The organism is Methylobacterium sp. C33D (assembly GCF_053345825.1).
Genome location: NZ_JBKFAV010000013.1, coordinates 146,366 through 159,676 on the forward strand (window position 1 = coordinate 146,366; position 13,311 = coordinate 159,676).

General features: G+C 73.7%; 8 protein-coding genes, 1 tRNA gene and 2 rRNA genes. 4 read left to right on the forward strand and 7 right to left on the reverse strand.

The window, feature by feature from the left end:
- Positions 1 to 136: 136 nt before the first annotated feature.
- Positions 137 to 769 (reverse strand): 7-carboxy-7-deazaguanine synthase, encoded by a 633-nt coding sequence (queE, locus tag ACLBXO_RS12805; protein ID WP_331318663.1) that lies wholly within the window; start codon positions 767 to 769, stop codon positions 137 to 139.
- Between the two features lie 268 nt (positions 770 to 1,037).
- Here queE and ACLBXO_RS12810 point away from each other — a divergent pair, with 268 nt between their 5' ends.
- The 4 genes from ACLBXO_RS12810 (at position 1,038) to ACLBXO_RS12825 (ending at position 5,501) form a co-directional block, all read left to right on the forward strand.
- Positions 1,038 to 2,555, forward strand: a complete 1,518-nt coding sequence (locus ACLBXO_RS12810) for a D-alanyl-D-alanine carboxypeptidase family protein (RefSeq protein ID WP_447685596.1) — start codon at positions 1,038 to 1,040, stop codon at positions 2,553 to 2,555.
- A gap of 66 nt (positions 2,556 to 2,621) precedes the next feature.
- The gene (locus tag ACLBXO_RS12815) at positions 2,622 to 3,716 is read left to right on the forward strand and encodes a CobW family GTP-binding protein (protein ID WP_447685597.1); all 1,095 of its coding nucleotides are present in this window, start codon (positions 2,622 to 2,624) and stop codon (positions 3,714 to 3,716) included.
- Between the two features lie 115 nt (positions 3,717 to 3,831).
- Positions 3,832 to 4,719: a hypothetical protein gene (locus ACLBXO_RS12820; RefSeq protein ID WP_447685598.1), complete on the forward strand. Its 888-nt coding sequence runs from the start codon at positions 3,832 to 3,834 to the stop codon at positions 4,717 to 4,719.
- A gap of 62 nt (positions 4,720 to 4,781) precedes the next feature.
- Positions 4,782 to 5,501: an endonuclease III domain-containing protein gene (locus ACLBXO_RS12825; protein ID WP_447685599.1), complete on the forward strand. Its 720-nt coding sequence runs from the start codon at positions 4,782 to 4,784 to the stop codon at positions 5,499 to 5,501.
- A 3-nt stretch (positions 5,502 to 5,504) separates the two neighbouring features.
- Here the strand turns inward: ACLBXO_RS12825 and ACLBXO_RS12830 are convergent, their stop codons facing one another.
- The 6 genes from ACLBXO_RS12830 to ACLBXO_RS12855 all read right to left on the reverse strand — a co-directional run.
- Positions 5,505 to 5,822, reverse strand: a complete 318-nt coding sequence (locus tag ACLBXO_RS12830; RefSeq protein WP_091681076.1) for an HPr family phosphocarrier protein — start codon at positions 5,820 to 5,822, stop codon at positions 5,505 to 5,507.
- A 131-nt stretch (positions 5,823 to 5,953) separates the two neighbouring features.
- On the reverse strand, positions 5,954 to 10,309 hold the full coding sequence (locus ACLBXO_RS12835; protein WP_447685600.1) for a translocation/assembly module TamB domain-containing protein: 4,356 nt from the start codon (positions 10,307 to 10,309) through the stop codon (positions 5,954 to 5,956).
- Positions 10,310 to 12,268: an autotransporter assembly complex protein TamA gene (locus tag ACLBXO_RS12840; RefSeq protein ID WP_447685601.1), complete on the reverse strand. Its 1,959-nt coding sequence runs from the start codon at positions 12,266 to 12,268 to the stop codon at positions 10,310 to 10,312.
- Between the two features lie 428 nt (positions 12,269 to 12,696).
- Positions 12,697 to 12,773 (reverse strand) — tRNA-Met (locus ACLBXO_RS12845).
- A 127-nt stretch (positions 12,774 to 12,900) separates the two neighbouring features.
- Positions 12,901 to 13,016 (reverse strand): 5S ribosomal RNA (gene rrf, locus ACLBXO_RS12850).
- A 188-nt stretch (positions 13,017 to 13,204) separates the two neighbouring features.
- Positions 13,205 to 13,311 (reverse strand): 23S ribosomal RNA (locus tag ACLBXO_RS12855); the annotation flags it as partial.

Consider the following 13,311-nt stretch of genomic DNA (forward strand, 5'->3'; position numbering starts at 1 on the left):
GAGAGACGGCGATCCCTGTCGAGCCACCCGCGCCGTAACCCCCTCTCCCGTGCGGGAGAGGGGACCGGCGCCTCGTGCGGCACCGGCTTGGCGATCACTTCGTCCGAACCCAATCCCGGGACCGAATCCGGGCCTCTCAGGGGATGCCGATCATCTTGTGGGTCTGCAGCGAGAGCCGCCAGCGGGCGTCCCGCCGGCAATAGGCGATCGCGGCCTCGGTGCTGGCCGCCCGGTCGGGCCCGTCCATGGGCTGGAGGAAGCGGTGCTGGAAGGCGAGGTCCACGAAGGCCGCAGGATCGGCGTCCGCCTGCGGGTAGACGAGCTTGAGCTCGTGGCCGGAGACCTGTGCGAGGGCGTTGCGCCCCTTGGGGCTGACGCAGATCCAGTCGATCCCCGGGGGCGCCGGCAGCGTGCCGTTGGTCTCGATGGCGATCTCGAACCCGGCCGCGTGGACGGCCTCGATCAGCGGCGTGTCGAGCTGGAGCAGCGGCTCGCCGCCGGTGAAGACCACGTAGCGGTTCGCGGCGCCGCCCGCCCAGGTCGCGGCGATCGCGCCGGCGAGGGAGGCCGCGTCCGCGAAGCGCCCGCCGCCCTCCCCGTCCATCCCGACGAAGTCGGTGTCGCAGAACCGGCAGGCCGCCGCGGCGCGATCGTCCTCGCGCCCGGACCAGAGGTTGCATCCGGCGAAGCGGCAGAACACGGCGGCCCGGCCCGCCTGCGCGCCCTCCCCCTGGAGCGTGTGGAAGATCTCCTTGACCGCGTAAGCCACAACCGTCCCAGTCACCGTCGCGCGCGATCCGGCCGGCGCGCCCGGCCTGCACATAGGCCGTGCGCCGCCCGCGGGCCATCGACAACCGCGCCGTGCAGACCCGCGATCTGATCTCGCCTTGCTCTTGCCACGGTAGGCTCGTTCATGCCGACATGCAGTCCGGCGACCGCCTTCGGCCGACCGGGCTGCGCCGCTCTCCGGCTGGCCGGCCGGAAATCCGACGCCCCGCGGCGTCGATCCAGGCGATCCTCTGACGAGTCGGGCTCGAATGTCCTCTTCTCTCTACCGACGCCTCACCGTCGGGCTTGCGGCGCTGACGGGTCTGCTCGGGGCGGGCCTCGTCGGGATCGGCGCCGCGAACGCCGTGACGGTACCGATCCTCGTGGCCGACGTGGATTCCGGCAAGGTCATCTACGCGCAGGCGCCGACCGACCCCTGGTACCCGGCCTCGATCACGAAGCTGATGACGACCTACGTCGCCCTGGACCTCGTCCGGCAGGGCAAGGTCTCGCTCGACTCGATGATCACCATCTCGGCCGCCGCCGCCGCCGAGCCGCCCTCGAAGATGGGCTTCAAGCCGGGGACGCAGCTCACCCTCGACAACGCCCTGAAGATCATCATGGTCAAGTCGGCGAACGACGTCGCCTACGCGATCGGCGAGTCGCTCGGGGGATCCGTCGAGAACTTCGCCGCGCTGATGAACGAGACCGGGCAGCGGATCGGCATGCACGACAGCCGCTGGTTCAACCCGAACGGCCTGCCCGACCCGCGCCAGTGGACCTCCGCCCGCGACATGGCGGTCCTCGCCCGGGCGCTGATCCGCGACTTCCCGGATTCCCACGACCTGTTCTCGATCTCGGCGATCCAGTTCGGCCGCGCCGTGATGGCGAACCACAACGGCCTGCTCGGACGCTACCCCGGCACGGACGGGATGAAGACGGGCTTCATCTGCTCGGGCGGCTTCAACGTCGTGGCGACCGCCACGCGCAACGGCCGACGGATCGTCACCGTCGTGATGGGGCAGCCGACCCCGCGCGAGCGCGACGTGAAGACCGCCGACCTGTTCGACTACGCGTTCGGCCAGAGCGCCGGCTGGACCAGCCCGACCCTCGACGCGCTGCCGGCCTCCGCGATCCCGGCGCCGCCGGACATGCGTCCCTTCGTGTGCGGTGGCAAGAAGCCCCCGGCCATCGAGGACGGTCCCGGCGCGCTGAGCGCCCCCGGCTCGGCCGCGCAGCTGATCGGCGGCTCGGCGGCGAACTCGCCGGCGCTGGCGCTCGCCGCGTTCTCCAACCCGGCCCTGCGGGCGCGGTCCCTGCCGCCGCGGGCGCCGCTCCAGCCGATCGCCGTCTGGGTCGGTCGCAACCCGGCCGAGAGCCAGCAGATCCTCGAGGCGCAGGAGGCCGAGCAGAAGGCCGCCGCCGCCAACACCCGCGCCGCCAAGCTCGAGGCCGCCAAGGCCAAGCGCGCGGCGGCCCTGGAGGCGGCCAAGCAGGCGCGCGCGGCGCGCCTGGAGCGTGCCGAGGCCGCGAAGGCGGCCGTCAAGTCCGCTCCCAAGGTCGCCGCGAAGCCGGGCCACGGCGTGCCGCGGAACGCCAGCGCCTACACGGCGGACGTCACGCCCGGGATGCCGGAGGCCAAGCCCGGGAAGGGCCTGACCAAGCCGGCGCCGAAGGCGGCCGCCCACAAGGCGGCGCCCGCCAAGGCCGACGCGACGTCCCACAAGGCGACGGCCAAGGCCCCGGCCAGGAAGCCGGCCGCCAAGAAGGCCGCGGCCGACGAGTAGACCCGCTCCGGTGCCCGGCGCACCGCCGCGTTGCCGCGGACGCCGACACACCCCACTTCGCCGCCTATGTCAGAGTCTCCCATCCCCGCTCCGGACCGGCGCCGCCCGGAGCCGATCCCGCTGACCGTGCTCACCGGGTTCCTCGGAGCCGGGAAGACCACCCTGCTGAACCGGCTGCTGCGCGATCCCGCGCTCGCCGACACGGTGGTGATCGTCAACGAGTTCGGCGAGATCGGCCTCGACCACCTGCTGATCGAGACCGTCGACGAGGACATGATCCTGCTCGGCGCCGGCTGCCTGTGCTGCACGGTGCGGGGCGACCTGATCGCGACCCTCGAGGATCTGCTGCGCAAGCGCGACAACGGCCGGATCCGGCCGTTCCGGCGGGTCGTGATCGAGACGACGGGCCTCGCCGATCCGGCGCCAATCCTGCACGCGCTGATCTACCACCCCTACCTCGTGCTGCGGTACCGCCTCCAGGCCGTGGTGACGGTGGTGGATGCGGCCACGGGCGCCGCGACCCTCGACGCCCATCCGGAGGCCCTGCGGCAGGCCGCGGTCGCCGACCGGATCGTGCTGACCAAGGCCGACCTCGCGGGCGACCTGTCGGCCATCCGCGCGCGCTTGGCGGCGCTCAATCCGTCCGCCCCGATCCTCGCGCCGGACGCCCCCGCGGAGACGCTCCTCGGCGGTCTGTTCGGCCTCGACGGCAAGACGGCCGACGTGCGCGCGTGGCTCGGCGACGCGACCCTGGATCAGGCGCATCACCACCGCGCCGACGTGAACCGGCACGACGCGTCGATCCGGGCGATCTGCCTGACCAGCGCGGCGCCCGTGCCGCGCCCAGCCTTCGAGATGTTCATGGATCTCCTGCGCTCCGGCCACGGGCCGAAGCTGCTCCGGCTCAAGGGCCTCCTCGCCCTCGCCGACGACCCCGAGCACCCCATCGTCGTCCACGGCGTCCAGCACGTGTTCCACGCGCCGGTCACCCTTCCGGAATGGCCGGATCCCGACCACACGTCGCGGCTCGTGCTGATCCTGCGCGACCTCGATCCGGCCTTCGTGCGCCAGCTCTGGGACGCCTTCCTCGGCCGCCCTCGGGTCGACGCCCCGGACGCCGCGGCCCTCACCGACAATCCCCTGGCGATTCCCGGCTTCTGACACCGGCGCTCGGCAGGCGGTCGGCACCGTCCTTGAAGCCCTCGACGCGAAGGGCGTCCCGGAGGCGCCGGACCGTCCCGGATCGGGACGGATCGTCGAGAGGCAGGACACACGGATGGTGCGGCGCTTCACCGTGATACAGGGCGGGCTGTCCGAGCGGCCAGAGCTCGCGGCGGACCCGGAGCTCGAGGTCGGCGCCGAGGCTGGCGGCGAGGCCGGCGTCGAGGCCGGTAGTTGGCGGGTCGATCTGCGCCGACCCGGTGCCGTCGACGCGTCCTCCGTGGCCGCGTGGCGGGCCATGCTGGTGCGCAACGCGGTGACCGACCCGCTGCGCGACCCGGACCACCTCCTCCCGCTCGCCCAGCACCACCCGGCCGGTGGTCCCATCGCCGTCGCCCTGGCCTGGAGCCGGGACGCGCGCGACGGCCACGAGACGCTGCGCGGCGTCGTCCCGCTGGCGATGCCGCATCCGGTCTGGGGACGCCGCGCCCGGCCCTGGCAGCCCGCGGAGCCGGACGCGGCCGGCCTCGTGGAGCGCGCGGCCGCGGAGGCCGTCGACCGGGCGCTGCGGGAGCGGCTCGGGGCGCTGCGTCGCCCGCTCCGTCTCGTCGGCCAATCCGCGCCCGCCCAGGACCCGGAGCCGCGCCGCCCCGTCCTGGCGGCCAGCCGCCCGGCGCGGCCGCGGCCGATCCCGGCCGGGAACCTGATCGGCGTGCGCCCTGAGGGCTGGGAGCCGTCGGAGACCGAGATGCTCGCCGTCACCGAGCCGCAGGCGGTCCGCGACGCGGTCGAGACCTTCCTGGCCCTCGACGCCCGCACCGCCGCGCGGCCGATCATCGCCGACCCGGCCGAGGCGTCGCTTGTCCGGGTGGTCACCCGGCTGTTCGCACGCCGCGGCGCGCTGCGGGTCGAGTTCCGCCGCCGGGCCGGCGCGGTCGTCGCCGGCACGCTCCACCTGTGCGCCGGCGCCAACGCGGTGCCCTGGCGCCGGGCCCGGGCCTGAGCGGTCAATCCGCCGCGTCCGGGATGCCTGTCGCCGGGATCCGGCGACCCTAGCTGCGCTCCATGACCCGCGACCTTCCCCACGGCGTCCGACCCGCTCCGCGCCGGAAGGCGGCCGCACGGACGCCGCCGCGGCCGCGCGGGGCGAGCGAGGCCGACCGGGTGGCCGCCATCCTCGCGCGCCTCGCCGACAGGAACCCGGATCCGAAGGCCGGATTCGACCGCACAGACCCGTTCCGCCTGCTCGTGACCGTGCTGCTCTCGGCCCAGTCCACGGGTCCGACCGTCTCGCGGATCGCGGAGGCGCTGTTCGCCGAGGCCCGCGATCCCGCCGGCATGGCGGCACTCGGGGAGGAGCGGATCGCCGAGATCGTCCGGCCGGTCGGGCTCGGGCCCTCCAAGGCCCGCAACATCGTCAAGCTCTCGGCGGTTCTGCTCGCGGAGTACGACGGCACCGTCCCGCGCACCGCCGCGGAGATGCGCCGCCTGCCGGGGATCGGCCGCAAGAGCGCCGAGGTCACGGCGAACTTCGCCTTCCACGAGCCGGTGATCGCGGTCGACACCCACATCTTCCGGATCTCGAACCGGATCCCCCTCGCCCCGGGCCCGACGGTCGACGCGGTGGCCGACGGTCTCGCCCGGATCGTGCCCGACGCGTTCAGGGACAACGCCCATGTCTGGCTGTTCCGACACGGGCGCGACATCTGCACGGCCCGGAATCCCACCTGCCCCCGATGCCCGGTGTCGGACCTCTGCGCGTGGCCGAGCAAGGCGACGGCCTAGACGCTACTCGTCCTCGCCGAAGCGGTTGGCCAGCAGGGCCTCGATCGCGTCGAGGCAGCTCTCCGCGTCCGGGCCGACGGCGGTGACGGCGATGCGCGTGCCCATGGCGGCGCCCAGCGTCAGCAGGCCCATGATCGAGCGCCCGCCGACCGTCTCGCCGGCCCGGGTGACCGTCACGGCGGCGTCGTAGCGCTCCACAGTCTGCACGAACTTCGCGGAGGCGCGGGCGTGGAGGCCTCGCCTGTTGATGATCGGGAGCTTGCGGAGAAGGCCGCCCTCCGGAACCGGCGGATCGTCATCGGTCTCGAAAAGCTCGTCCATCGCCCGTGGTGTTTCCCGCCCGAACGGCGGCCCTGGCGGCCGCCTGCGCCGAACCTAAACCATTGACCGGGCGTGTCGATCCCGCAGCGCCCGGGGGCGCGGTCGAACGGCCGGCCGTGTGACCTTGCCGGCTACCACTCGTACTCGGCGCCGACGCCGAGGCTGGTGCGGCCGTCGCTCCCGGCCTCGCCCTTCAGCTTGATCCGCCGCGTGACATCGAAGTCGACCCCGACGGCGGTGTCGGCCGGCTTCGCCCCGGCCTTCACGCCGACGCTGACCCGATCCGAGATGTAGCGGGACGCGCCGAGCGCCGGTCCGCCGCTCGCGCCGGTGGAGACGTCGAGACTGTCGAGGCCGAGGCTCTTGCGCGCCTGCTCGAACACGTCCGGACCAGCGGCGCCGCCCGAGAGCTGGGTGACCGCCTGGGCGAGCTGCAGCGCCTGGAACGGCGACAGGCCGGCCGAGGCCTTCTTGAACAGGATCCGCGACAGGATCTCGTCCTGCGGCAGCACCGGGTCCGAGGTCAGTGAGAATTGCGGCGCGTCCGCGAAGCCCGAGACCGCGATGCGGGCGGTCACGTCGGTGGCCTTGGTCTCGGCGACGAAATCGAGTTCCGGCGTGGTCAGGCTGCCGGCGAAGGTCAGCCGGCCGCGGCTGAAATCCAGGCGCTGGCCGACGAGCTCGAACTGGCCCCGCCGCAGCGAGAACGCGCCGTTGGCGTCGGGCGACGCGGAGGTGCCGGTGACGCGCAGCGCGCCACCGAGTTCCGCGTCGATGCCGCGCCCGCGCACGAAGATGCGGCTCGGCGCGTCGATCGTCACGTCGAGGGTGGCGTCGAACGGGACGGCCGGCTTCCCGCCCCGTCGCCCGGACCGGGTCGCGGCCTTCCGCTCCGCCCGCTGCGCCAGGCGCGCCTTCAGGGCCGGCGGCGTGTTGACGTGGCGGACGCCCGGCAGCGGCCGGATGGTGGCCGGCAGCCGGTCCGGAACCGCGACGTCGATCGACACGACGTTCACCCGGCCGGCGATCCGCGGCGTCCGCGCCAGAGGCCCCGCCAGCGTGATGTCGACGCTCGACACGGCCGTCATCAGCGGGCTCGAGACGAGCTCGGCCTTGTCGGCGACGACGTGGAAATTGCCCGGGAAGTCGGGCGCGAGGGCGACGCGGCCGGTGACGGAGACCTGACCGCCGTTGCGGGCGGTCGCGGTCAGGCGCTCGACCACGACGCTGTCGCCGCGGCCGGTGACGCGACCCTCGATCCCGGTGAAGCGGAGCCCGTTCAGCGGATCGGTGAAGCTCCCGCCGCTCAGCACCGCGGCGCCCTGGGCCCGCGGTGCCGCGAGCGTGCCGGTGACGCCGCCGTCGATGGCGACCTTTCCGGTGACGCTCTGGCCGCCGACGCTCAGGAGGGAATTGGCGAGGGCGGCGTCGAGTGTCCCGCGGGCGCGCAGGTCGAGCGGACCCCCGGCCTCCACGGGGAGCGACCCGGAGACCGTCAGGGCGACGCCGCGCCCGGCCGTGACCCGTCCGTCCAGGCTCGCCTGCCCGTCCGACAGCGTGCCCTTGGCGGTCGCGTCGATCGCCGGCAAGCCGGCCTGCCGCGTCTGCGGGGCGACGAGCTTGGCGACGCTGACCGCGTAGCGCCCCTCCGGCCGCGTCGCGGGGCCGCGGAGATCCGCCTCCCCGTCCAGGGTCCCCGAGAGGGCGAGGCTCGGCGCGGCGATCCGGGCGAGCGACAGGGGCAGCGACCGGATCGCCACCTTGAGGTCGAGATCCCGTCCGGCGCGGCCCGCGACCGCGATGCGGCCGGACCCCGCCGCGATCGACAGGCCGTCGATCACCGCGCTGCCGTCCCGGAGCGTGATCGCCGCCGGCCCTGTGAGGGCGAAGCGGTCGGTGCCGCGGGCCGCCGTCAGGCGCTGGATCTCGATCCGCGTGTCCGCGGCCGGGACGACCCGCGCGGCGCCGTCGAGATTGAACCCGCGCGCCTTGGCGGTGAGGCTCACGTCGCTGAACGCGGGGGTGCCGTTCGCGACGAGCCGGATCGTGTCGACCTGCTGGCCGCCGGCCAGGAGCCGGTCGGCCTCGACGCGCCCGTCGATGACCGAGTGGGCGCGCAGGTCGCGGCCCGTGAGGTCCGCGTCGAGCCGCGCGAGGGCGGTCTCGCCGTAGCGGAGACCGGCCCCGGCGGCGCGGAGGGTCACGTCCTGGCGCCCGCCGTCCCGGGCGAGGGTCAGCGCGGCGTCGAGGCGGCCCGCGACCGGTTCCGGGACCAGGGGCGCGATGTCCGTCAGGTCGCCGGCCTGCACGGCGAGCGCGCCCGCCGACAGCCACGTGTCGGCCGCGACCGTCGCCTGGCCGGCGACGGAGACCGAGCCGAGATCGAGGCCGAGCCGGTCGAGGACCCAGTCCCCGCCCACGCGCGCGAGGTGCGCGCCGCCGGTCAGCGGCTTGCCGCCGACATCGCCGCCGAGCCGGACCGTGCCGTCCGGCGCGAGGAGCGCGTCCCGCAGGACCGCCTCGACGCGCAGGTCCCGGATCGGCCTGCCAGCCGCGGTGGCGGAGGGGGCTGTCAGGGTCGCGGTCACGTCCGGACGCTCCAGGGATCCGGTCAGGCGCGCGTCGACGCCGGCCCTGCCGGTCAGGCGCCCGTCGAGATCCGCGAGGCTCTTGAGGTCGATCCGTCCGGTGACGTCCGCGCGCGCTGACGTCGCCTCACCCTGCAGGGTCGCGGTGACGCCGGAACCTTCCAGGCGCAGATGGTCGAAGCCGTACCCGTCGAAGGTCTGGGAGACGCGCCCCTGGAGGGTCGGCGCGCGGCCGAGGGTGCGGTCGGCCGCCCGGATCCCGGTGACGAGGCCGCTCGTCGTCACGGCGAGGTCGGCGGCGACGGCCTTGCGCGCCGGGTCGCCGCTGAGCCGCGCCTTGGCGTCGAGGCTGCCCGCGAGGCCCTGGCCCGCGAGACCCGAGAAGACGGAGAGGTCCGGCAGCGCCGCGTCCACGGTGCCGGTCAGGGTGTTCTGGCCGACCCGGCCGGCATAGGCGGCCCGCGCCGTGTCGGAATCGAGCTTGAGCGCCGCGATATCGAGAACGCCGTCGGCGCTGGCCGAGGCCCGGAGCGTCACGGTGGCCCGGCTGCCGATCGCCCGGCGCAGGGCCGGGTCGGCGAGCTTCAGGCCGTCGACCCGGCCGTCCGCCGCGATGGCGAAACGCTGCGCCGAGGGCTCGCCCTGCGGGTCGATCCCGAGGCTGGCCTCGATCCGGTCCAGGCTAGAGTCGCGGCTGCGCAGGGCGGCCGCGTCGAGACGGCCCCGGACGGTTGGCGCCGCCAGCGGTCCCTTGAGGCTGCCGTCGAAGACGAGTTTGCCGATCTCGGCCTCGCCGGCCCGGGTGACGTCGCCCTCCGTCGGCACGGCGCGCGCCTGCAGCGTCAGGTCGGCGACCCGGTCGCGGGTCAGGCTGCCGCCGGCCGTCAGGCGCGCCGTGCGGGAGGTCAGCTCCAGCCGGTCAATCCGGAAGGCGCCGCTATCCGCGAAGGCGAGGCCGCCGTCGAGCTTGGTGGTGCCGGCGAAGACCGCCGCCGCCGGACCGGGCATCAGCCCCTCGATCCGGGCCGCGAGGTCGAGGGCGAGGCGCCGCTCGGCCCCAATGCGGGAGATCTTCGCCCCGCCCCTGGCGCCGATGTCGGGACCGGCCGTGAAGTCGAGCTTGGCCCCCCAGGCATCCAGTGTCCCGGTCCCGTCGAGCGCGAAGTCGATCGGCGGGGTGCCGGGCAGGTTGGCGGCCTTCGAGAGTAGGCCGCCCGCCGGCTCGACCAGGTTCGCCTTGAGTTCAAGCCGCTCGCCGTTCGGCACGAATAGCAGCGACAGCAGGAAGCGGCCCGGCGCGTCGAGGCGCTGCGCCTTCGCCTGCAGGTCGAGCCCCTCGCTGGCGGCGCCGAGCTTCGCCCGGCCCTCGGCCGACAGCCGCGCCGGCTGCCCGGCCACCGCCTCGCCCAGCGTCAGCTCGGCCAGCTTGAACCCTTTGATCTCGACCTTGACCGGCAGGTCCGGGAGGAGCCGCCCGTCGGGCTTGGCCTCGGGCGGCGGCGGGCCTGGGATCGGCCGGCGCAGGACGTCGAGATGCCCGATCTCGAGGCTGTCGACCTCCAGCCGGCCCGACAGGAGGGCAAGCCGCCGCCAGACGATTCGGGCCCGGTCGAGCTTCAGCCAGACGCCGTCGCGGTCGCTGATCGCCACGTCCCGGATGGTGGCGTCGGACGACAGGGCGCCGTCGACGGCGCCGATCGCCACCCGCGACGACGGTGTCGACAGGGCGCGGGACAGGAGTCCGCCGAGCACGGACTTGTCACCCTCGTCGGCGCGCGTCGCCGCGAGGGTCCAGGGTAGCAGCAGGGCGAGGCAGACCAGGACGAGCGCCAGACTCCACCGGCCGTGACGGGCGGTCGGACGCGCGATGGGCGGCGTGAGTCCGGTTCGGAACACCATTCAGAACGCCTGCCCCAGGCTGAGATACAGGACGGCGGGACGCACGTGTCCGCCCTTGTAGGGGTCGAGCGGGAAGGCGACGTCCGCGCGGATCGGCCCGATGCCGGTGTAGTAGCGCAGTCCGATACCCACGGATTTGCGGATCTTCTCGTCGAAATCCGGCGTCGCCGAGGCGAAGGCGGTGCCCGCGTCGAAGAACGGCACCACGCCGATCGTGTCGGTGACCTTGATGCGCGCCTCGAGTGAGGCCTCCAGCAGGCTGCGGCCGCCGATCGGGAGGTTGAAGGGTCCGATCGGCCCGAGGGTCCGGTACGGATAACCCCGCACCGAGCCGCCGCCGCCCGCGAAGAACCTGAAATTGTCGGGGATCTCCCCCAGCGGCGCGCCCGAGACCGAGCCGAAGCCGACGCGGCCGGCCAGGATCACGCGGGCCTCGTCGTCGAGGGCGTAGTAGGTGGAGCCCTGCGCCTTGGCCACGACGATGCCGGGCGAGGAGATCGCGCCGGGATAGACGGCCAGCGACGCGATGGCCCGGACGCCCCGCGTCGGGTCGAGTAGGCTGTCGGTGGAATCGTAGGTCACCGAGGCCGGCACGCCGATCAGCCGGTAATTGACCGTGCCGAGGGCGTCCTTCGACCGGCCGGCCTGGGCATCGAGCCCGACCTGCGCCGAGAACGTGTCCGAGAACCGGTGCCGGATCGCCCCCGAGACGCCCCCGCCATCCACGAGGTAGCTCTGCTGCACCTCGCGCGTGACGAAGGCGTTCGCGAGGAAGTCGTTGCGCGTCCCCCACACGGCCGGCTGGACGTAGGTCGCCGAGAGGCGCCCGCCGAGGCCGTTCGTGCCGATCCCCGCGAGTTTGCGCTGGTTGGCGAACGGGTCGTTGCCGAGGCCGAGATAGTAGATGTCGGCGTCCACCCGGAAGGATTCGCCGCCGCCGAACAGGTTGCGGTTGGCGTAGTAGGCCCGGACGCCCGGCCCGTCGACGGTGGAGTAGCGCGCCGAGACGCCCACGAGATTGCGCTCGCGCTCGGTGACCGCGACGAACAGCGGCAGGTTCCCGTCGGCGTCGAGGGTCGTGCCCTCGCGGACCCGGACGCCGCCGATCCCCTCGATCCGCGCCACCGACCGGCGGATCGCCGCCACCGCCTGGGGCGAGTACGGGTCGCCCGGCTCGGCGTAGATGAAGGACCGGATGGTCGCCGGGTCGATCCCCGGCGCGCCGCTGACCGCGACCGGGCCGAGCGCGGCCACCGGGCCCGGCGCCACCGTGAAGGTCACGTCCATGACGTGGGCGGAATCGTCCACCACGGGGTCGCGCGCGATCACCTTCGCGAAGGGATGGCCCTGCGCGCGGAACTGGTCGACGATCTGCGCTTCCCGCGCCAGAACCGTGGCGGAGCGCGCCGGGACATCCTCGTCGACGCGGGTGACCCGCGCGGGCAGCGCGGAGTCCGGGAACGGGTTGCCCGCCGGATCGCGCACGGTGATCCGGCGCAGATGGTAGAGGGGCCCGAGATCGACCGCGATCCGCACCGGGACCAGGCCGCGGTTGCGCCACGCCTCTGCGGCGCCGACCGCGGAGGCGGCCTGGCCCGGCACCGGCGCGCCGTCGATCCGGATCGACACCGTTCCCTGATAGTAGCCGTAGCCCGACAGGACGTCGGCGAGCTTGGCGCGGTCGGTCTCGGCCCGGCGCAGCAGGCCCTCGCCGTCAGGCGGCGGCTCCTGCCGCAGGCGATAGAGCGTGGACGTGTCCTGCAGGGCCCGCAGCACGTCGGAATCGTCCGTGCCGGTGATCCGCTGCGTGTACGGCAGCGCGGTCGCGCTCGGTGGCGGCGGCTCCGGCTCGCTGCCGAACAGGCCGAACAGGTCGAAGGCGCGCGCGGGTTGCGCCCCGGCCACGACCAGCAGGGCCAGGGACAGGACGGCCAGCCTCCGCAGCGACGCGCGACGCATCACCGGGCGGGCCGGACGATGAGGAGGAGCGGAGACGCGCAAACCGCGCTCTTCAGCTCCGATCGAGGTCGGCCGTGCCGCCTGCCTGTGAGATCAATGCCATTCCCCCCTCACGCCGTATCACGGCGTACCCCGCCGCATCTTAAGGCCAGGTGCCTGCGAGGCCAACACCGCCAAGGTCGCGGCACGGAGTCCGTGCCCACGAACCTGGATCGGTTGCTCCGGGCGCGGCTGGCCGTCGGGCAATCCTGAGCGGCGTCATCGCTTCGGCACCGCGGCCGATCACCGCGCGGTTCTCGGCCTCCCCTCCCCTGCCGGAGCACGGATGCCGGCGCGGGTCCGCGCTAAGGGCGCGCCAGCGCAAGAGATCGCGGAAAACGCGAAACCCGCCGCGCTTGTGGGCGCGGCGGGTTTCGTGTGTCGGGATTTGGTTGCGGGGACAGGATTTGAACCTGTGACCTTCAGGTTATGAGCCTGACGAGCTACCGGGCTGCTCCACCCCGCGCCAAGTGTGTGCGGATGATCCGCAAGTGTGTGCGGCTGGCCCGGATGCGCCGGCTCTGGTGAGCGGGCGGTATGTCCGGGGGCCGGATCGGTGTACGTGGTGAGGGGCTGTTGCTTGCGATGTGCGGGTCTGGCGGCGACCGACTCTCCCGTGTCTTGAGACACAGTACCATGGGCGCTGGCGTGTTTAACGGCCGAGTTCGAGATGGGATCGGGTTCTGGGCACGCCGCTCAGGCCACCAGACCGGCGCATCGCAATTCTTTGTCGGACGGGCCTTCGCAGGGTGCTGCGACGGCGGGTGTCCGGTTCGGCAAGCATGTGGTGGCGGTCGTCGCGCTTTGGCGAGGACGGCCTCTGGTCTGTTTTGCAACCGCATCGTCTGGTTCGCCAGCCTTGCGGCTGCCGAACCAGTCCGGACACGGATCACGAGAGCGATCAAGCCAATCGGGCGATTAGTACCGGTCGGCTCAACGCGTCGCCGCGCTTGCACCCCCGGCCTATCGACGTGGTCGTCTTCCACGGCCCTCAAGGGAGGTCT

Coding starts and splice junctions, on each gene's coding strand:
- ACLBXO_RS12810 (WP_447685596.1), top strand. CDS start 1,038: ATGTCCTCTTCTCTCTACCGACGCCTCACCGTCGGGCTTGCGGCGCTG.
- ACLBXO_RS12815 (WP_447685597.1), top strand. CDS start 2,622: ATGTCAGAGTCTCCCATCCCCGCTCCGGACCGGCGCCGCCCGGAGCCG.
- ACLBXO_RS12820 (WP_447685598.1), top strand. CDS start 3,832: ATGGTGCGGCGCTTCACCGTGATACAGGGCGGGCTGTCCGAGCGGCCA.
- ACLBXO_RS12825 (WP_447685599.1), top strand. CDS start 4,782: ATGACCCGCGACCTTCCCCACGGCGTCCGACCCGCTCCGCGCCGGAAG.
- ACLBXO_RS12830 (WP_091681076.1), bottom strand. CDS start 5,822: ATGGACGAGCTTTTCGAGACCGATGACGATCCGCCGGTTCCGGAGGGC.
- ACLBXO_RS12835 (WP_447685600.1), bottom strand. CDS start 10,309: ATGGTGTTCCGAACCGGACTCACGCCGCCCATCGCGCGTCCGACCGCC.
- ACLBXO_RS12840 (WP_447685601.1), bottom strand. CDS start 12,268: ATGCGTCGCGCGTCGCTGCGGAGGCTGGCCGTCCTGTCCCTGGCCCTG.